14 protein-coding genes are annotated in these 18,979 nt (G+C 45.9%); 7 read left to right on the top strand and 7 right to left on the bottom strand.

The window, feature by feature from the left end:
- The first annotated feature begins 3 nt into the window (after positions 1–3).
- From G8O23_RS07080 to G8O23_RS07060, 5 genes are all read left to right on the top strand, one after another.
- On the top strand, positions 4–1,053 hold the full coding sequence (locus G8O23_RS07080) for an efflux RND transporter periplasmic adaptor subunit (protein WP_166363192.1): 1,050 nt from the start codon (positions 4–6) through the stop codon (positions 1,051–1,053).
- An 8-nt stretch (positions 1,054–1,061) separates the two neighbouring features.
- The gene (locus G8O23_RS07075) at positions 1,062–4,184 is read left to right on the top strand and encodes an efflux RND transporter permease subunit (protein ID WP_166363190.1); all 3,123 of its coding nucleotides are present in this window, start codon (positions 1,062–1,064) and stop codon (positions 4,182–4,184) included.
- Between the two features lie 270 nt (positions 4,185–4,454).
- Positions 4,455–6,359 carry a DNA topoisomerase IV subunit B gene (locus G8O23_RS07070; protein WP_166363240.1) on the top strand — a complete coding sequence of 635 codons (1,905 nt, stop codon included), beginning with the start codon at positions 4,455–4,457 and terminating at the stop codon, positions 6,357–6,359.
- A 37-nt stretch (positions 6,360–6,396) separates the two neighbouring features.
- Entirely contained in the window at positions 6,397–9,051 is a 2,655-nt protein-coding gene (locus G8O23_RS07065; protein ID WP_166363188.1) for a DNA gyrase/topoisomerase IV subunit A, read from the top strand.
- 58 nt (positions 9,052–9,109) lie between these two features.
- Positions 9,110–9,622 carry a shikimate kinase gene (locus tag G8O23_RS07060; RefSeq protein ID WP_166363186.1) on the top strand — a complete coding sequence of 171 codons (513 nt, stop codon included), beginning with the start codon at positions 9,110–9,112 and terminating at the stop codon, positions 9,620–9,622.
- Positions 9,623–9,640: 18 nt separating this feature from the next.
- Here the strand turns inward: G8O23_RS07060 and G8O23_RS07055 are convergent, their stop codons facing one another.
- The 3 genes from G8O23_RS07055 to lptB are packed head-to-tail and all read right to left on the bottom strand — an operon-like array spanning position 9,641 to position 12,133.
- A complete protein-coding gene (locus G8O23_RS07055) occupies positions 9,641–10,216 on the bottom strand; it encodes a hypothetical protein (RefSeq protein WP_166363184.1) in 576 nt (191 codons plus the stop codon).
- Positions 10,217–10,233: 17 nt separating this feature from the next.
- On the bottom strand, positions 10,234–11,361 hold the full coding sequence (locus G8O23_RS07050; protein ID WP_166363182.1) for a M14 family metallopeptidase: 1,128 nt from the start codon (positions 11,359–11,361) through the stop codon (positions 10,234–10,236).
- Positions 11,362–11,407: 46 nt separating this feature from the next.
- A complete protein-coding gene (lptB, locus tag G8O23_RS07045; protein ID WP_166363238.1) occupies positions 11,408–12,133 on the bottom strand; it encodes an LPS export ABC transporter ATP-binding protein in 726 nt (241 codons plus the stop codon).
- Positions 12,134–12,537: 404 nt separating this feature from the next.
- Here lptB and G8O23_RS07040 point away from each other — a divergent pair, with 404 nt between their 5' ends.
- Together G8O23_RS07040 and G8O23_RS07035 are read left to right on the top strand one after the other, a co-directional pair.
- The gene (locus G8O23_RS07040; protein WP_166363180.1) at positions 12,538–13,878 is read left to right on the top strand and encodes a cyclic 2,3-diphosphoglycerate synthase; all 1,341 of its coding nucleotides are present in this window, start codon (positions 12,538–12,540) and stop codon (positions 13,876–13,878) included.
- A 301-nt stretch (positions 13,879–14,179) separates the two neighbouring features.
- Positions 14,180–15,148 carry a lipoate--protein ligase gene (locus G8O23_RS07035; RefSeq protein ID WP_166363178.1) on the top strand — a complete coding sequence of 323 codons (969 nt, stop codon included), beginning with the start codon at positions 14,180–14,182 and terminating at the stop codon, positions 15,146–15,148.
- A gap of 6 nt (positions 15,149–15,154) precedes the next feature.
- Here G8O23_RS07035 and G8O23_RS07030 read toward each other — a convergent pair whose 3' ends face one another.
- The 4 genes from G8O23_RS07030 to G8O23_RS07015 all read right to left on the bottom strand — a co-directional run bounded on the left by G8O23_RS07030 (position 15,155) and on the right by G8O23_RS07015 (position 18,977).
- Positions 15,155–15,676, bottom strand: a complete 522-nt coding sequence (locus G8O23_RS07030; protein ID WP_166363176.1) for a hypothetical protein — start codon at positions 15,674–15,676, stop codon at positions 15,155–15,157.
- A gap of 122 nt (positions 15,677–15,798) precedes the next feature.
- Entirely contained in the window at positions 15,799–17,169 is a 1,371-nt protein-coding gene (locus G8O23_RS07025; RefSeq protein ID WP_166363174.1) for a dipeptidase, read from the bottom strand.
- Between the two features lie 249 nt (positions 17,170–17,418).
- Complete coding sequence (locus tag G8O23_RS07020; protein WP_166363172.1) at positions 17,419–18,591, bottom strand: AIR synthase related protein; 1,173 nt, start codon at positions 18,589–18,591, stop codon at positions 17,419–17,421.
- Between the two features lie 26 nt (positions 18,592–18,617).
- Positions 18,618–18,977: a DUF6150 family protein gene (locus G8O23_RS07015; RefSeq protein ID WP_166363170.1), complete on the bottom strand. Its 360-nt coding sequence runs from the start codon at positions 18,975–18,977 to the stop codon at positions 18,618–18,620.
- Positions 18,978–18,979 lie beyond the last annotated feature (2 nt).

The raw sequence follows: 18,979 nt of genomic DNA, 5'->3' as shown, positions 1-18,979 counted from the left end.
AATATGAAAAGAGCGATTAACATACTCGTGATTCTGGCCATGCTTACCGCCATAGTCCTAGTTCTTAGAATGAACAAAAGAACAAACCAGCAGAAAACCGAGCTGGCCTCCGTGGTATCAACCGCTGTGCCAGTACAAATAGATGTGGTTGGGGAGGATACATTCACCACCGAATTTTCATCCAACGGAACGCTTGAACCCCTAAGGGAGCTAGCCTACGTTTCGGATGTGTCGGGCAGAATTGTAAATATTATTGTAGATAAAGGAGACTGGGTGCAGAAGGGACAAACCCTTATCAATGTTGATGATGAGATGCTCCGTGCCGATTACCTAGCCAGCGAAGCATCGTTCAAAGCTCTAAAAACCGACTACGAACGATTCGAAAAGGCCATGGAGGGCGGTGGCGTTACGGCTCAGCAGCTCGACAATATGCGCACACAACTTATTGCAGCCGAAAGTCGTTACCTAACAAGCAAGCGTAGGCTGGCTGATGCAACTGTTAAATCGCCCATGGCAGGATACATAAATGAGCGTTACGTTGAAGTGGGCGCATACCTAAACCCCGGCGCTAGGCTTTTTGATATTGTTGATGACTCACAGCTTAAGCTGCGATGCAATGTAACCGAATCGCAAGTGCTCCGAATTAGCAAAGGACAAGTAGTTTCTATAAAAAGCAATGCATTCCCCAACCAATCATTTGAAGGTAAAATATCGTTTGTAGGAAAAAATTCGGGCGGAGGACTCAGCTACCCCATCGAAATCATCATCAAAAATAAGAGGGGTCTACTGGCAGGGATGTACGTTACGGCCCATTTCGAGTCGAACACCCAACGCCAAGGCATACTTATCCCCCGAAATGCCGTGAGCGGCAGCGTTAAATCGGCCAGTGTATTCGTTGTTAACAATGGTATTGCACAGCATCGCGATGTAGCCATTGGCGAGATGGTAGGGTCAAGAGTTGAGATAACACAAGGCCTCCAAGCGGGCGATAGCATTGTGGTGGCCGGACTAATTAATGTGGCCAATGGTGTAAAAGTGGTTAACAGAAAATAGCCCATGCAATGAAAATATCCGAAATATCCATAAAACGGCCAATCTACGTAATTGTACTATTTGCCGTACTCACCATTCTCGGCTACCTAGGGTTTCGCAACCTAAGCGCCGAGCTGATGCCCAAGTTTACCCCGCCAATGATTAATGTGCAGGTAGTGTACCCCGGGGCATCGCCTCTAGAGGTGGAAAACTCGCTAACCCGCAAACTCGAGGATGCCTTATCGAGTATGGAGGGGATTGACCAAATACAGTCTTACTCCTTTGAGGGGATGTCGATGCTATTCGTGCTTTTCAACTACGGAACCGATATCGACAAGTCCATAACCAACGCGCAAAACCTTATATCATCAAAGATGATGGAGCTACCACGCGATATCCTATCGCCTACCATCAATAAGGTAACTGTCGACGACAAGCCCATCATCACCATTGCAGCCACCTCAAACCTTGAGGCCACGGCCTTTTACGACTTGATGGACAAGCGGATACTGCCCGACATCAACAGCATAAAAGGGGTTGCCAAGGTCAGCCTGCTGGGTGGGCAGGCCCGTGAGATTCAGGTAAACCTCGATATGGATAAGATGCGGGCGCTAGGTATTACCCCAATTCAAATTCAGGGTCTAATCAGAGCCTCAAACCTCGATTTCCCAACAGGGAATTTACGAGGTGCAGAAACCTCCACCATTGTCCGCTTATCGGGCAAACTCGAAAGCATTGAGCAGATTCGAAACCTAGTAATTACAACCCTACCAACGGGCAGCCAAATTAGACTTGAAGATTTGGCAGAGATTTCGGATGCCATAAAAGATCCCACCACTCTTGCCCGGGTAAATGGAGAGGAGGCCGTGCTGGTGAACCTACTCAAGCAGGGCGACGCCAACGCCATTGAGGTAAGCGATATGGTTCGCAAACGTATTGCTGAACTGGAGAGGGAATTTGTTGACGAAGGCCTAAGTATGGAGATTGCACAGGATTCAACCGACTTCACCCGCCAGTCAATCAACTCAGTTATTAACGACTTGCTACTGATTGTTCTACTGGTTACCCTGGTGATGCTGTTTTTCCTGCACAACTTTCGCAATGCGCTAATTGTTATGACTGTGGTACCCGTATCGCTAATTGCCACTTTTATTGGCATGCAGCTACTGGATTTCACGCTTAACCTCATGTCGTTGCTGGGGCTTTCGCTCGTAATTGGCGTGCTGGTTGACGATGCCATTGTGGTGATCGAGAACGTGTATCGCCATATCGAGATGGGCAAGAACCGCATCCGTGCCTCGTACGATGCTATGAAGGAGATTGGGTTTGTTGTGATCTCCACTACAGTTGTTCTCGTAGTGGTTTTCCTTCCTGTGGCCCTTACCGACACGTTGGTATCGGATATCCTACGCCAATTCTCACTTGTAATTGTAATAGCCACAATTATTAGCACTCTGGCAGCACTCACACTAACACCTATGCTAACCTCGCGTTTCGCCAAGGCCGAAAACTTATCGGGCAAAGGGATCTTTAAAAATGTATTAGTTGGGTTTGAAAAACTTATTGAGAGATTTAGCCTATGGATTTCGAATATCCTATCGTGGTCGTTAATGCATAAGCGGTGGGTTGGGCTAATTGTAACCTCCATTGCCATTGCTGTATTCTCGCTTTTCCCATTAGGATACATCGGGTTTGAGTTTCTACCAAATGTCGATAGAGGCGAGTTTATGGTGCAGCTCGAGATGCCAAAGGACATCTCCATGGAGGAGTCAAACGCACTTGTTCGCAGAGCCGAGGACTGGATGCGCTCACAGCCAATTGTTCAGAATGTGATTACAACAATTGGAGCAACCAGCGATAACACCCAAAGCACAAGAGGAACAGCCTACCTAGCCGAAATGAATATTGAGCTAGTACCCCGTAATGAACGCACCATCGAGACCAGCGAGTATATTACATTTATCCAGCAACCTCTCTCCGACTATTTGATGGACGCCAAAGTAAAAATATTTAACGTTGCCCTAACCGGTGAGGCATCGAAAGCAGCTGTAGAATACGTAATTAGCGGAACAAATCCCGACACGCTGATGATTTTTGCCGAGCGAGCCCTGGAGGTAATGCGCAGCATACCAGGAACAATGCAGCAAGAGCTTTCGGTGGAAACCGGCACACCCGAAATTTCAGTGGTGGTAAATCGCGATAAAATGTCAGCACTTGGTTTAACTATGGACAACGTTGGGCTTACGATGCAAACCGTTTTCCAAGGGAACAATACGCTTAAATACACCGAGGGCAACTACGAGTACGATATCAACATAAGAGCCGATAGGATATATCGCCAGCAAACAGGTAATGTGGAGGGGTTAACCTTTGTGAACAGCCGCGGCGAATCAATTAGGCTCGACCAATTTGCTGACATCAACCTTAGCACTGGACCGAATAAATTGGAGCGATACAACCGAAATAGTTCAGTTACCATTCGCTCACAAGTGCTTGGAACCACTTCAGGAACTGTTTCATCACAGTTTTTAGCCGATATCAATGCCATAGGAATTCCCAAAGGAGTAAGAATTGAGGCAACCGGCGATTTAAAGTCGATGGCCGACTCAATGAGTGTGCTAACAGCCGCACTGCTACTGTCAATTGTGCTCATCTACCTAACCCTGGTAGTGCTTTACAACGACTGGACCGACCCGCTGGTGGTGATGTTCTCCATTCCACTTTCCATACTGGGAGCCGTTTTGGCCTTAGCGCTCACCAATACAGCCATGAGTATTTACGCCATGCTGGGCCTTGTTATGCTTATTGGCCTAGTGGCCAAAAACGCCATCCTTCTGGTCGACTTTGCCAACGAAGCCATCAGCCAAGGCAAAACAGCCGACGAAGCCTTGTTGGGTGCAGTTAAAATTCGAACCCGACCAATATTAATGACAGCCATTTCAACCATAGTTGGTATGCTACCCGTTGCCCTGGCTACAGGATCGGGAGCCGAACTACGCAACGGTATGGCTTGGGTAATTATTGGTGGTATGGCGCTATCGACTCTACTCACGCTAATTGTGGTTCCCGTGGTTTTCAGAATATTCCACTCACGTAAAACTAAAACAGCAAAACTCGATATTGAACGATTGATGTATGAGAGCATTGAATAATCTCATGAAAAAAAAGATAAGGTCAACCCAACGGCCTTATCTTTTTGATATTATTTTACTTACAAAAGCGACATATCCGCTCGCAATGCATTGTTGATAAAAAAGTATCTGAAAAATCAACTGAAAAATTTAATTGCCAAACCATTTTTTTCCAAGATGTTAACCCACCCAAACCCCTCCTACCCTGTTCATTTCCTGTTGATAAAGAATTTTCTGAAAGGCGATTTTTATTCCTATTTTTGTGGGTTAATTAGGAGATAGTAGCATATGATGGACGGAACGTATTCGGAAGATAGTATTAGAACGCTGGAGTGGAATGAGCACATCCGCCTGCGCCCTGGTATGTATGTGGGTAAGTTGGGCGATGGCACACAACCCGATGATGGTATTTATGTACTTCTTAAGGAAGTATTCGACAACTCAGTGGATGAGTATATGATGGGCAATGGAAGAACCATTGAGCTAAACATATCGGAACATAAGGTATCGGTTCGCGACTACGGACGAGGAATTCCGCTTGGTAAGCTTGTTGATGTGTCATCAAAAATGAACACAGGTGCCAAGTACGACTCCAAGGTTTTCAAAAAATCGGTTGGGCTAAACGGAGTTGGTATAAAGGCGGTTAACGCCCTATCAACCAATTTCCGCATTCAAAGTTTCCGCGAGGGCAAATCGAAGCTGGTGGAGTATAGCTGCGGAAGGGTAGTTAGCGAGCAGGATTTTGACAACATAAACGATAGAAACGGTACTTACGTTGAGTTTCTGCCCGATGAGTCGCTGTTTGGAGAATTCAACTTCCAGAACGAGTACATCGAGACGATGGTGCGAAACTACTCGTACCTAAACACTGGCCTTACCATAAAGTACAACGGAGTTCCTTTTGTTTCAAAAAACGGTCTGCTCGACCTGCTCAACGAGCAGCTCTCGGGCAAGGAGCTATACCCCCCTGTTCATTTGAAGGGGCCAGATATTGAGCTAGCCATTACCCACGGGGTTGGCTATGGCGAGGACTACTACGCCTTTGTAAACGGGCAGCACACAACGCAAGGGGGAACCCACCTTGCCGCTTTCCGCGAGGCATTTGTGAAAACAATCCGCGAGTTTTACCGTAAAGATTTTGACGCTTCGGATATCCGCACCTCAATAATTGCAGCCATTAGCATTAGGGTTGAAGAGCCTGTATTCGAGAGCCAAACCAAGACCAAGCTGGGCAGCCGCGATATGGGGCCCAATGGCCCATCGGTACGTCAGTTCATTAGCGACTTTGTAAAGACCTCGCTCGATAACTATCTGCACAAGAACTCCGAGGTTGCTGATGCTATTCTGAGAAAGATACTAGAATCGGAAAAGGAGCGCAAGGCAATATCGGGCATTCAAAAGTTGGCCCGCGAGCGTGCCAAAAAGGCCAACCTACACAATCGCAAGCTGCGCGATTGCCGTATTCACTATGGCGACAAGGATGAGCGAAACGTTAACTCCATGCTCTTCATCACCGAGGGAGACTCGGCCAGCGGATCCATCACCAAAAGCCGTGATGTGAACACCCAAGGCGTGTTCTCGCTTAGAGGGAAACCCCTAAACAGCTACGGCCTCACAAAAAAGGTGGTTTACGAGAACGAGGAGTTTAACCTGCTACAGGCAGCGCTTAACATTGAGGAGGATATTGAGAATATCCGCTACAACAAGGTGGTGATAGCCACTGATGCCGATGTGGACGGTATGCACATCCGCCTACTGCTCATCACGTTCTTCCTGCAGTTTTTCCCCGACCTAATCCGCCAGGAACATCTGTTCATACTGCAAACGCCCCTGTTCAGGGTTAGAAACAAAAAAACCACAAAGTACTGCTACAGCATAAACGAAAAGGACAAGGCCCTTAAGGAGTTGGGAAGCACTGCTGAGATAACACGTTTTAAGGGATTGGGAGAAATCTCACCCGATGAGTTTGTAAACTTCATTGGAGAGGACATCCGGCTCGACCCCGTTCGAATATCATCGCAAGACCACATAGCCGATCTGCTCTCGTTTTACATGGGCAAGAACACACCCGAAAGGCAAGAGTTTATCATCGAAAATCTAAAGATTGAAGGCGACCTACTGGAGGAGATGAATGAGGCAGCTATGGTAAGCACCGATGAGTCGGTGTTAGAGATTGAGGAAGAGGCTGTGGTTTAACAATTATTTACCTTAGTAAGAAATAGCAACATACACAATGCAATTCGACGATTTTGAAGCGGAAGATTTACTGAATGGCGATGGCACCCGAAAAACCTCCACAGAGGAGCACAATCGAATAGCCAAGTTAACTGGCGATGGTGCAAAAAAGGTGCAGGTTTCGGGTATGTTTAAGGAGTGGTTCCTCGATTACGCCTCGTACGTAATACTCGAGCGGGCTGTTCCTCACCTCGACGATGGCCTAAAACCCGTGCAACGACGTATTCTTCACTCCATGAAACGGCTTGACGATGGGCGTTACAATAAGGTGGCCAACATTATAGGTTACACCATGCAGTACCACCCCCACGGCGATGCCTCCATTGGCGATGCCCTGGTGCAGCTTGGCCAAAAAGACTTGCTTATCGATATGCAGGGTAACTGGGGTAACATCCTCACTGGCGATGGTGCAGCTGCACCTCGTTACATTGAGGCTAGGCTCTCTAAGTTTGCACTCGATGTGGTATTCAATCCAAAAACCACAGAGTGGATGCTCACCTACGATGGCCGTAACCAAGAACCCGTAACCCTACCCCTAAAGTTCCCTTTGCTACTTGCTCAAGGTGTTGAGGGTATAGCCGTTGGATTGGCCTCCAAGATATTACCACACAACTTCAACGAGATAATTGACGCCGCCATTCTACACCTAAAGGGAAAGGACTTTGAACTATACCCCGACTTCCCCACTGGAGGCTATATTGATTGCTCGCGATACAACGACGGACTACGAGGTGGAGCGGTAAAGATTAGGGCTAAGATAGAGAAACTGGATCGTAAAACGCTGGTGATAAAAGACATTCCATTCAGCAAGACCACCACCACGCTTATCGACTCTATACTTAAGGCCAACGACAAGGGCAAAATCAAGATAAAAAAGATAGACGACAACACGGCCCAAGACGTGGAAATCCATATACACCTGTCTCCCGATATCTCGCCCGACAAAACCATAGATGCGCTATACGCCTTTACCGATTGCGAAATATCGCTATCGCCCAACTCGTGCATAATATTCGACAACAAACCCCGCTTTATGGGGGTTAAGGAGATTCTGCGCACATCGGTGGAGCGAACTAAGCACCTGCTTACCCGCGAGCTGGAGATAAGACTTAGCGAGCTAGAGGAGAACTGGCACATGTCGTCGCTCGAGAAAATCTTTATCGAGAACCGCATATACATCACCATTGAGGAGTGCGAAACGTGGGAGTCGGTAATTGAAACCATTGACAGAGGATTGGAGCCATTCAAGAATTTGCTTCGGAGAGAGATCACCCGCGACGACATCATCAAGCTAACGGAGATTAAGATTAAGCGAATTTCAAAGTACGATGCTTTTAAAGCCAACGAGCAGATAAAGGGGCTTGAGGAGGAGATGGAAGAGGTGAAGAACCACCTGGCCAACATCGTAGCCTATGCTATTAACTACTTTCAGCAAATTAAAAAGAAGTACGGCAAGGGTCGCGAACGCAAGACCGAGATCCGTAGCTTCGACACCATTGAGGCCACCAAGGTGGTTGTGGCCAACGAGAAGCTATACGTAAATCGCGCAGAGGGTTTCTTTGGCACGAGCCTCAAAAAGGATGAGTTTGTTGGCGAGTGCTCCGACATAGATGAGGTGATTGTAATTCTGAAAAATGGCAAGTACATCATCACCAAGGTATCGGAAAAGGCATTCTTTGGAAAAAACATAGAGCATATCTCGGTGTTTAAGCGCAACGACTCGCGCACCATATACAACGTGCTATACCGCGATGGGCGCAATGGCGCCATCATGATGAAGCGATGCGCCATAACCGGAGTAACCCGCGATAAGGAATACAACCTCACCAAGGGAACTGAGGGGTCGGAAGTTATCTTCCTAAGCTACAACCCCAACGGCGAAGCCGAGGTGCTTAAGGTGTTTTTAAAGCCTCGCCCAAGGCTGCGAAGCCTTATCATGGAGCTAGACTTTAGCCAGATAGCCATTAAGGGGCGCCAGTCGCAGGGAAATATTTTTACCCGATACGCCATTCATAAGGTTCAGGTGAAGGAAAAAATTGGTAGCACCCTAGGGGGCATTAAGGTTTGGTTCGACTGGGATGTTTTCCGCCTTAACAACGATGGCCGCGGTGTACTGATTGGTGAATTCCAATCGAACGATAGGCTCTTGGTAGTGAACAAGGATGGGGAGTACTACCTCTCGGGCATCGACCCGTCTACGCACTTCTCCGACAACATATTGATGCTTGAAAAGTACAAGGAGGACAAGGTGTTCTCGGCCACCTATTTCGATGGCGAGCAGGGATTTTTCTACGTGAAGCGATTTACCTTTGAGCCAACCGATAGGGTACAAAGTTTTATTTCCAACGGAAATAAGTCGTACCTAGTAGAGCTTAACGACGACACCTACCCCAGCCTTATGGTAACCTTTGGAGGGAAAAACTCTGCCAAGGATTCTGAACAGATTGATGTTGAAGAGTTCATTGGAGTGAAAAGCCACAAGGCTAAGGGCAAAAGGATATCGAGTCTACAGGTTAAAACGGCAAAATTTGTTGAGCCCCTACAAAAGGAAAAAGAGGAAGAGACAGAGGAGCAAAACACATCGGATATCATTAGTACAAACGAGGGAAAAGATGGAGGGGATAGCGCATCGCAAATGACTTTAGAATTATAGCTACTCGGTCAGCAAAGTACAATCCAATACACCATAAAACCTTAAACCGTTCAACCGTATGAAAGTTTTCCTAATTGGATTTATGGCCAGTGGCAAAACCACCATTGGCGAGGAACTAGCAAAGGTTCTTAGCTACAGGTTCATCGACCTCGATCAGTTTATCGAGAAGCAGGAGGGCCAATCCATAAAAGCTATTTTTGAGCTACTCGGAGAGGAAAAGTTTAGGGAGATAGAAAACAAAGCCCTACGAGATGTGGCCGCAATGGAAGGCAACATAGTTATTGCCTCGGGTGGAGGCACCTCATGCTTTTACAACTGTGTAGACTTTATGAATAAAACTGGGATAACCGTTTACCTAAGGGCTGAGGTGGAAGAATTGCTAGCAAGGCTTATCGAGTCGAAAACCGAAAGACCCCTACTGTGGGGCAAGAGCAAGGATGAACTGAACAACTACATCATAAGGGTGCTAGACGAAAGGAAGAAATACTACGAAAAGGCTAAAATAACCGTTGGAATTAACGATTTAGACGTTAACAACCTTGCCGATACCATAAGGGCAATAAACGAGTAGGTTAATGGTACTTTAGCATTAGGGCAACCCAACTGTCTCCTTGCTGTAAAATCCATGAAAGTTTACCTGATGGCTTATCTTACGAAGCACAACTGCATTGCCCTTTAGGGCTGGGATTGTATCAACCGTTTCGAAGCTTTGCTCCCAAACCTCACCAACCCCTAGTGCAAACTTTTCATCGTTAAATGTAAAAGTAATAGATTCCTGCGCTATTGATTCGAAGCTAACCCGCCCCTGCTTGAGCGGTAGTTTACCCGCACCAATAATTCTGCTTGACATACCACCTCCCTCAGTACCCCGCCGAACAACACCTGCACCAAGGATAAAAGATACTGTATCGAGGTTGAAGTTCACTTCCTTGTATGATGTTAGTTCTCCTGATGCCCTATCGAAGGTATACGTTGGGCCATCAATTCTCATGCCGGGAGGGGGATCGCCCTCGAGCGCTTGCCCCTGGTAAATGGTGTAATACTCAACAAACGCATACTGGTCGGCTGGTGGTTGCCATGAAGTAACTTTTTTGGTACTTCCGCATGATAACATAAGAGCGATAAAAATGCTCAACACGACTGGTTTTAGGGCTTTCGACTCCATTTGATCTGTTTATTAGTCTAGCGTAAGTTATCGATAACGAAATTTATTGGGCCCAGCACGCTCTCGCCAAGCCTCATGGCACGATCGGATGACCACCCAAAATTTCTATCGGGTAGGTTAGCATTATCCTTAAAGGGCATCTCGATGGTCATGGACATACACTTGAAATGCTCGCCTACAAACTTTGACCCAATACTAAGGTTAGCCTTGCCCGGCTCGTTCTTAGGATATCCCTGCTCGGTCTGAAAATCGGGGCTATACTCTACCCATTTGGCAAGGAAATTCTCCTGGAGCCATCTGAGTCGCTCATCGTACGATGGGATACCCTCAATACCAGAGGCAAAGCAGTAGGGCAAGCCCTCGTCGGCATGAATATCGAGAAACATATCTACGCCAACCTCTTCCATTTTCTTTCTCACATAGTACACCTCGGGACAAAGCTCGGCATCGGGCTTTGCCCACTCGCGATTAAGATTCTTTCCAGCAGCATTAACCCGAAGGTTTCCGGCAAACGCACCATCAATATTCATGCTGGGGACAAGGTAAAAAACGGCCTTGGATAGTAGTGTTCGCGATACGGGATCGCTCTCATCTATAAGCCTTTCAATTAGCCCTTGCATGAACCATTCCGATTGCGGCTCACCTGGATGCTGTCGGGCAACTATCCAAATCTTACGTTTGCTCTCGTCTGGTTCGCCAACCACAAGCAGGTCGATATCGCGTCCCTCAACCGTTTCGCCAAGTAGTTCTAATACGCAAAGAGGCGAGAGCTGTGCTGCGCTTACCATATCGAGGTGTTGATCGTAGGTATAAGGGGTTGAGTATGCAAAGAACACGGAGTTCTCAATGGGGGTGTGCTCAAAGGAAAGCACACCATTGGCGTAGGTAGTAGGCACGCAAAACCAGATAACCCTATCGTACGAAGCGTACACATTGTATCCTGGCCATCCCTCGGGGTAGCTAGCCTGTGCAGCATTATCTACATGAAATTTACAGGGAAAACCTTCGGCACCATGCACACGGAAGTAGAACCACTGAAAGGTATCGGCATAGGAATCCGTTCTAATCCTTAGCCTAATGTTATCATGCTTCTCGATGCTAACTATTTCGATATTACCGCTATCAAAATTTGATGAAATTTTCATGGAGTTGATGTTATAAAGTAACTGATTTATCTATTCAAGTTGAGAACTATCGTCTGAGCTCAAAATTTTGACCAAGGTAAACCTTGCGAACCTCTGGATCCTCGGCTAGTTCCTCTGCTGTACCAGCCTTGAGGATATCGCCCTCAAAAAGCAAATACGCCCTATCGGTTATGGTTAGGGTTTCATGCACATTATGGTCGGTAATTAATATACCAATATTTTTATCCTTAAGCTTGGCCACAATGGTTTGTATATCCTCAACTGCAATTGGGTCAACTCCAGCAAAAGGCTCGTCGAGCAGGATAAATTTGGGCTCAAGAGCCAATGCACGAGCTATCTCGGTACGCCTCCGCTCACCCCCACTTAGCTGTATACCCATACTTTTTCTAATCTTCTGCAGACCAAATTCATCGAGCAGAGATTCAACCTTTTCGCGCTGATACTCCTTGGTGAAGGAGGTCATCTCCAAAACGGCCTTCAGGTTATCCTCTACGCTAAGGTTACGAAACACGGATGCCTCTTGGGCCAGGTACCCAATCCCACGCTGGGCGCGCCGATAAACAGGCTCCTTGGTAATTTCAATATCGTCAAGAAAAATCCTTCCATCGTTGGGCGTCACCAGTCCCACAATCATATAAAAGGTGGTGGTTTTGCCTGCGCCGTTTGGGCCAAGCAATCCCACAATTTCACCTTGGCTAACCTCAACCGAAGCACCTTTCACCACTGTTCGCGACTTATATCTTTTCACAAGGCTATCGGTATGCAGCCTCATCTTCTTCTCCATAGCTATACTGATTTTGTGCAAAAGTAGCAAAATTGGGCAACATAATGTGACACACGCCCCTCAAACTAGCCCTCCATACACTTTTTTCAGATCAAAGCAAATGCTAAAACCCATCCCAACACAGCAAAACGACCGAATTAATGAATCAAAAAACATAATACCCTGTCTATGTGGGCACGATAACATTTATATGTTTCTTAACATATGCTTTATAACATTCGTAAAAACAAGCAATTAGAAGGTGAAAATGCCCTTAAAAAACTTGCTTCTTTAATTTTTTTTTGATAGAACTTTCGTCGGAACTATAAACTTCTAATTTTGTTGGGCGTATTTAGCGCACCATTTTACACCCAGTATCACAGAGTATTTAACCAATTAAATCTAAAAGTTTTATGAACAAACGAAATGTAGTTATTATCGGTGCAGCCGGAAGAGATTTCCACAACTTCAACACCTTCTTCCGCGATAACGAGCAGTACAACGTGGTAGCATTTACTGCTGCACAAATCCCCGACATTGATGGTAGAAAATATCCCGCTGAGCTTGCCGGAGCTCTTTACCCCACCGGAATTCCCATTGTAGCCGAGGAAGAACTCGTAACCATTATTAAAGAGAAACATGTACACGACTGTGTATTCTCCTACAGTGATGTTAACTATGCTCACGTTATGAGAATTAGCTCCACAGTTAACGCTGCTGGAGCTAATTTTTTACTTTTAGGTCCCAGTGAGACCATGGTAAAAAGCACCAAACCAGTAATTGCAGTTGTGGCAACCCGCACAGGATGCGGAAAATCGCAAACCTCACGGAGAGTGATTGAACATCTAATGGATATGGGACTTAAGGTTGTTGCCGTTCGCCACCCAATGCCCTATGGCGATTTAGTTGCACAAAAGGTACAGCGTTACGCTGTGGTTGAAGACCTAGCCAAGCATAAGTGTACTATTGAGGAGATGGAAGAATACGAACCACACGTAGTTCGCGGAAACGTTATATACGCCGGCGTTGACTACGAAGCGATTCTTCGCGAAGCAGAAAAAGATCCATCAGGTTGTGATGTTATTCTTTGGGATGGCGGAAATAACGACTTCGCATTCTATAAGCCCGACCTAACCATTACCGTAGCCGACCCACACCGAGCAGGTAACGAGATTAGCTACTACCCTGGTGAAGTAAACCTTCGTTTGGCCGATGTTGTTGTAATTAACAAGATGGACTCAGCCAGTCCTGAGGGGATTCAAACTGTTCGCGAAAATATTGCCAGCCGCAACCCCAACGCAATTGTTGTTGATGGCGCATCGCCAATTTCGGTTGACAAACCCGAACTTATTAAAGGTAAGCGCTGCCTAATTGTTGAGGATGGCCCAACCCTAACCCATGGCAACATGAAGATTGGGGCAGGTACCGTTGCGGCTCGCAAGTTTGGCTGCAGCGAAGAAATTGACGCCAGGCCCTACCTTGTTGGTAAGCTAAAAGAAACCTATGAGATTTACCCAAACATTGGGAATATTCTTCCTGCAATGGGCTATGGCGAACAGCAGCTAAAAGACCTTGAGGCGACCATTAACAATACCGATTGCGACACAGTAATTATTGGCACACCTATCGACCTTTCGCGCATCGTTAATATTAAAAAGCCAACTGCGCGCGTATTCTACGATCTGTCCGAGATTGGCAAGCCCGACCTAAAGGGTGTTCTTGAGGATTTTGTGAAGAAACACAACCTTAAGTAACAATATTTGTTTCCTACGGAAGAGCCATCCTGCTTTGGGTGGCTTTTTCTTTTTCACTACTGACCGACTAATAAATATAGATTTCTCGCTTCGCTCGAAATGACAGTACTTTCAAGAGGTATAAGGGGTGAGGGGGTGAAGGCGGCTACGCCGCCTTCACCCCCTCACCCCTGACAGCGTAACAGCCTGTCATTTCGAGCGAAGCGAGAAATCTATCGCATTATTATCATTTTACAAAATACTTAGTCGGACACTAATGTTTCTTTTTATATAAATTTGGATTGTAAAAAGGAGACGGACAATGCTACTTATAAACCAAGAAGGGTATGACCCCTACTTTAATATTGCCACCGAAGAGTATCTTCTGAAAAATTACTCCGATGATATATTTATGCTTTACGTTAATGAGCCATCGGTAATTGTAGGCAAGCACCAGAATACCTTTGCCGAGGTTAACTACAAACTCGCGAAGAACACAAAAGTGAAAATTGTCCGTAGGCTTTCGGGCGGAGGAGCAGTATACCATGACACGGGCAACCTGAACTTCACGTTTATTAAGAACAGCCTCGACGGGAATTTAGTAGATTTCAGGGGGTATACTAAACCAATAATTGAACTGCTTAATGAGCTTGGGGTAGATGCTCGTTTCGAAGGGCACAATAGCCTTAACGTGGGCGGTAAAAAAATCTCGGGGAATGCGGAGCATGTATTCAAAAACCGGGTGATGCATCATGGAACGCTACTCTTCTCGACCAATATGGATACTCTAGCCCAGCTGCTATACATTAGCAACGATTTGTACTCCGACAAAGCCGTAAAATCGGTAAGGGCCAAAACCACAAACCTAAGCGAACATCTACCACCCGGCTTTACGCTCAAACGGTTCAGGAATCACATCATAGAGCAAATGCAAAAGATGTATAGCAACCTAACTCTTCACACACTTTCCCACAAAGACATTGAGGCAATTAATGATTTAGTACACCAGAAGTACAACACTTGGCAATGGAATTTTGGCTATTCGCCCAGCTATAGCTTTTCACGAAGCATAACAATAAAAGGTAAGATCCTCGCTGTTTCAGTAGAGGTGCAAAAGGGTATAATTTCAAAAGTTGAGGTTACAGCTAATGACTTTAGCTCATTCGAAAAGGAGACCCTTGAGAGTAGCCTTAAGGGATGCAACCACAAGGAGGAAGACGTAAAAAAGCACCTCAGCGGAGCATTACTCTCCATTGAGATGCAACAAAAGATATTCGAAGCGCTATTCTAGCAACGCCTACTCAAAATCCTTATCTGGCCTAAAAAAAACCTTTTCGTCGAGGATATAGTCGAACGACTCAGGGGGCAATGCCGAGGCTACTCTCAGGCTTGTGTCGAGAAAGAATAGCAGTTCGCGATTAATTATCTCGCCCGCCATATTTTGCTCCTGAAACTTATGGGGTAACAGGTACCCCAGCATATCACTCTTGTACTTAGCAATTTCGGCCTTAAGGCTATCGAGCTTATGCTTGTTATCGGCTGTATTCCGAATTGCCTCCTCATTGGCTATCTCGATGGAGAGCTGCAGTGTTCGGGTCGACTTTTCATAGCGTGGGGTTAAGTCGCCAAAAACCACAGGCTTGTAATGCGGATAGTCGTTGGACTTAATCATCCAAGCCTTAACGGCTTCTTCTGCAATCTCCTGCTTTGCTGCCTCTCGCTCCTCTTTCACCTGCTGACTATCACCACCAGCACACCCATAAAAAAACACTAAAAGAATGGCAAGATACAGGTAGGTAAAGATGCTTATTGGTTTCATGGTAAGTAGGATTATTATGCATGCAAGTTAGCAAAATGCTATCAATATTTCCACAGATACTAAAAAAATATCCCAGCCAAAAATTTGGCTGGGAATATGTTTTACTCAAAAACGGGAGTGTTCTACTTTGCCATTTCGGAAAAATACTTGTAGAACAACGGTATGGTTTCAATCCCTTTGTAGAATTGCTCCAATGGGTAGTTCTCGTTGGGCGAGTGAATTGCATCCGACTCCAGTCCAAAACCAATAAGGATTGATTTGGTACCAAGTATTTCCTCAAAAGTGCTAATGATAGGAATACTTCCACCGCTACGGTAAGGTATTGGCTTCTTGCCAAAGGTATCTTCCATAGCTTTGCTAGCTGCCTTGTATGCTGGGCTATCGGTGGGCGACACGTATCCTTGGCCTCCATGCAGATAGCTAACCTTAACCTTTACGTAAGGAGGTGCTATTGCCTCGAAATGCTTTTTAAATAGTTCAGCTATCTTGTTGTGATCCTGATTTGGAACTAAGCGCATAGATATCTTTGCATACGCCTTTGATGGAAGAACTGTTTTGGCTCCTTCGCCAATGTAACCGCCCCAAATTCCATTCACATCGAGGGTAGGACGAATACCAACACGCTCAAGGGTTGTGAATCCCTTCTCACCCCATACCTCATCAATATCAAGCGCCTTTTTGTAGTTATCCTCGCTAAATGGTGCTTTGCCCATTTCGCCACGCTCCTCGGCAGAAACCTCCATCACATCATCGTAAAACCCAGGGATGGTAATATGGTTGTTCTCGTCGTGCAGCGAAGCAATAAGCTTATTCAATATATTGATTGGATTGGCAACGGCACCGCCAAATAGTCCTGAGTGCAGGTCTTTATTGGGACCAGTTACCTCAACCTCAACATACGACAGCCCACGAAGACCAGTTGTAATCGATGGCTCATCCTTTCCAAGCAACGATGTGTCGGACACAAGAATAACGTCGGACTTTAGCATTTCCTTGTTCTGCTCTAGCCATTTGCCAAGGTTTGGCGAGCCAACCTCTTCTTCACCCTCAATCATAAACTTAACGTTACAGGGCAATGTGTTGGTTTTTAGCATCAACTCGAATGCCTTGGCATGCATAAAGCCTTGGCCTTTATCATCATCGGCACCGCGAGCCCAAATTTTGCCATCCTTCACTACTGGCTCAAAGGGCTTGGTATTCCACAGTTCGATGGGGTCAACAGGCATCACATCGTAGTGAGCATAAACCAGAACAGTTGGCGCCTTGGGGTCGATTATCTTTTCGCCATATACCACGGGGTGACCATCGGTGGGGAACACCTCAGCCTTATCGGCACCTGCGCTCAGAATCTGATCGCGCCAGTACTCGGCACATTTCTGCATATCGGGTTTATGGTCGGCAATAGAGCTGATTGAAGGGATGCGAAGCAACCCAAAAAGCTCATCGAGGAATCGATCCTTGTTCTCTTCAACGTACTTCTTAATGTGGTCCATAGTTTTTATTTTGATTAATTTAAAATGTTTCGTGCTGTAATAATAGGAAAAAATGGCCAATTTTCATAACGATTATGACCTATAGCATATACCTTATCCTTGTGATAAATAATGGATTTTGGCTTATGCTCTTATAGTAACAAAGTTGGAAATTGATTGTTTACAGGCACTTTGACAACACGAGCCAAATGAAAAAGGGAAACAACCGTTTCCCTTATTACTGTTTATATTTAGCTGTATTTCACATTGCTAATACTCAAAATCGCCTTTATCGCTTTTCACAACTAGCTTGTTTCCCTTTTCGCGCTTGTGGCATGAACCAATAATCATTGCATCTACTCCATACTCCTTAGCTATGGCTATAATATCGTCGGCATACTCGGGGAAAACGTAAATCTCGTATCGATGCCCCATATTAAACACCTTGTACATCTCCTGCCAAGGGGTTTGCGACTCCTTCTGAATGATGTCGAAAAGCGGAGGAACAGGGAACAGGTTATCCTTAACTACAAACATACTATCAACAAAATTCATAACCTTGGTTTGCGCACCACCTGAGCAGTGAACCATACCATGTATAACTGGCCTGTAGTTATCGAGCACCTCCTTTATAATTGGAGCATAGGTACGAGTGGGGCTAAGCACCAGTTTCCCTGCATCGACACCCAAATTGGCAATAGCATCGGTTAGTCGGTAAGAACCTGAGTAAACCAGGCTGCTATCGACGGCTGAGTCGAAACTCTCGGGGTACTTCTCGGCTAAATATTTTTCGAATACATCATGCCGTGCAGAGGTAAGTCCGTTGCTGCCCATACCACCGTTATACTCATTCTCATAGGAAGCCTGCCCGTATGAGGTTAGCCCAATAATAACGTCGCCATCGCGTATGTTAGAGTTATCTATTACATCCGAGCGGCGCATACGTGCAGTTACGGTTGAGTCGACTATTACGGTACGTACCAAATCGCCCACATCGGCAGTTTCTCCTCCAGTAAGCTGAATGTTTACGCCTTGGTCTCGCATCTGCTGGCAAAAATCTTCTGTACCCTGAATAATCTCGGCAATAACCTCGCCGGGTATTAAATTCTTGTTTCTACCAATGGTGGATGATAGCAATATATTGTCGGTTGCCCCAACGCACAGCAAATCGTCAATATTCATAACTATGGCATCCTGTGCTATACCTCTCCAAACCGAAAGATCGCCCGTTTCGCGCCAGTACATATACGCAAGTGATGATTTTGTACCTGCTCCATCGGCATGCATAACAACACAGTGATCGGCGCTTCCGGTAAGTATATCGGGAACAATTTTGCAAAAGGCTTTGGGAAAAAGCCCCTTATCCAAATGATCAATCGCTTTGTGAACATCCTCTTTGGATGCAGAAACTCCACGCTGGAAATACCTATAATTGTCGGACATGGTTAATAAATTCTAAAGGCTTTTTACTACTTGGGTGGTTTAGTTTTTATGGATAACAGATTCCGTTTGCCTTGGTTTAGCCACCGAGCCTCTTCGGGGGTATCAACAAGCCAAATCTTAAGGTCGGCGTCCTTCTCCTCGTCAACAAAAAAGATTATAACATCGGCCTCATGGTCAAACTGCATATCCATCCACAGGCCAGTTCGTACTACCTCCGACTCGTCCCAAACAAAGCAAACCCAGAGGTCGGCATTGTCGGGCTCCATCACGGGGTAAACCTTTATGCTAGCTTTAGCTGCGGACTCGGCTTGGAATATCTTTTGGGCAAAACCCGACGACAAAGCCAAGGTAAGAACCGTGGTAATAAGCAGTTTAACAAAACCCATAA

The sequence above is a fragment of the Perlabentimonas gracilis genome, assembly GCF_011174675.1.
GTDB lineage: Bacteria > Bacteroidota > Bacteroidia > Bacteroidales > Tenuifilaceae > Perlabentimonas > Perlabentimonas gracilis.
The sequence above is the reverse complement of the archived record's forward strand: the minus strand, read 5'-3'. Positions and strand labels throughout refer to the sequence as shown.

Bases quoted from the DNA above. Each gene is read 5' to 3' on its own strand.
- G8O23_RS07080 (WP_166363192.1), top strand. From the start codon at position 4: ATGAAAAGAGCGATTAACATACTCGTGATTCTGGCCATGCTTACCGCC.
- G8O23_RS07075 (WP_166363190.1), top strand. From the start codon at position 1,062: ATGAAAATATCCGAAATATCCATAAAACGGCCAATCTACGTAATTGTA.
- G8O23_RS07070 (WP_166363240.1), top strand. From the start codon at position 4,455: ATGGACGGAACGTATTCGGAAGATAGTATTAGAACGCTGGAGTGGAAT.
- G8O23_RS07065 (WP_166363188.1), top strand. From the start codon at position 6,397: ATGCAATTCGACGATTTTGAAGCGGAAGATTTACTGAATGGCGATGGC.
- G8O23_RS07060 (WP_166363186.1), top strand. From the start codon at position 9,110: ATGAAAGTTTTCCTAATTGGATTTATGGCCAGTGGCAAAACCACCATT.
- G8O23_RS07055 (WP_166363184.1), bottom strand. From the start codon at position 10,216: ATGGAGTCGAAAGCCCTAAAACCAGTCGTGTTGAGCATTTTTATCGCT.
- G8O23_RS07050 (WP_166363182.1), bottom strand. From the start codon at position 11,361: ATGAAAATTTCATCAAATTTTGATAGCGGTAATATCGAAATAGTTAGC.
- lptB (WP_166363238.1), bottom strand. From the start codon at position 12,133: ATGAGGCTGCATACCGATAGCCTTGTGAAAAGATATAAGTCGCGAACA.
- G8O23_RS07040 (WP_166363180.1), top strand. From the start codon at position 12,538: ATGAACAAACGAAATGTAGTTATTATCGGTGCAGCCGGAAGAGATTTC.
- G8O23_RS07035 (WP_166363178.1), top strand. From the start codon at position 14,180: ATGCTACTTATAAACCAAGAAGGGTATGACCCCTACTTTAATATTGCC.
- G8O23_RS07030 (WP_166363176.1), bottom strand. From the start codon at position 15,676: ATGAAACCAATAAGCATCTTTACCTACCTGTATCTTGCCATTCTTTTA.
- G8O23_RS07025 (WP_166363174.1), bottom strand. From the start codon at position 17,169: ATGGACCACATTAAGAAGTACGTTGAAGAGAACAAGGATCGATTCCTC.
- G8O23_RS07020 (WP_166363172.1), bottom strand. From the start codon at position 18,591: ATGTCCGACAATTATAGGTATTTCCAGCGTGGAGTTTCTGCATCCAAA.
- G8O23_RS07015 (WP_166363170.1), bottom strand. From the start codon at position 18,977: ATGGGTTTTGTTAAACTGCTTATTACCACGGTTCTTACCTTGGCTTTG.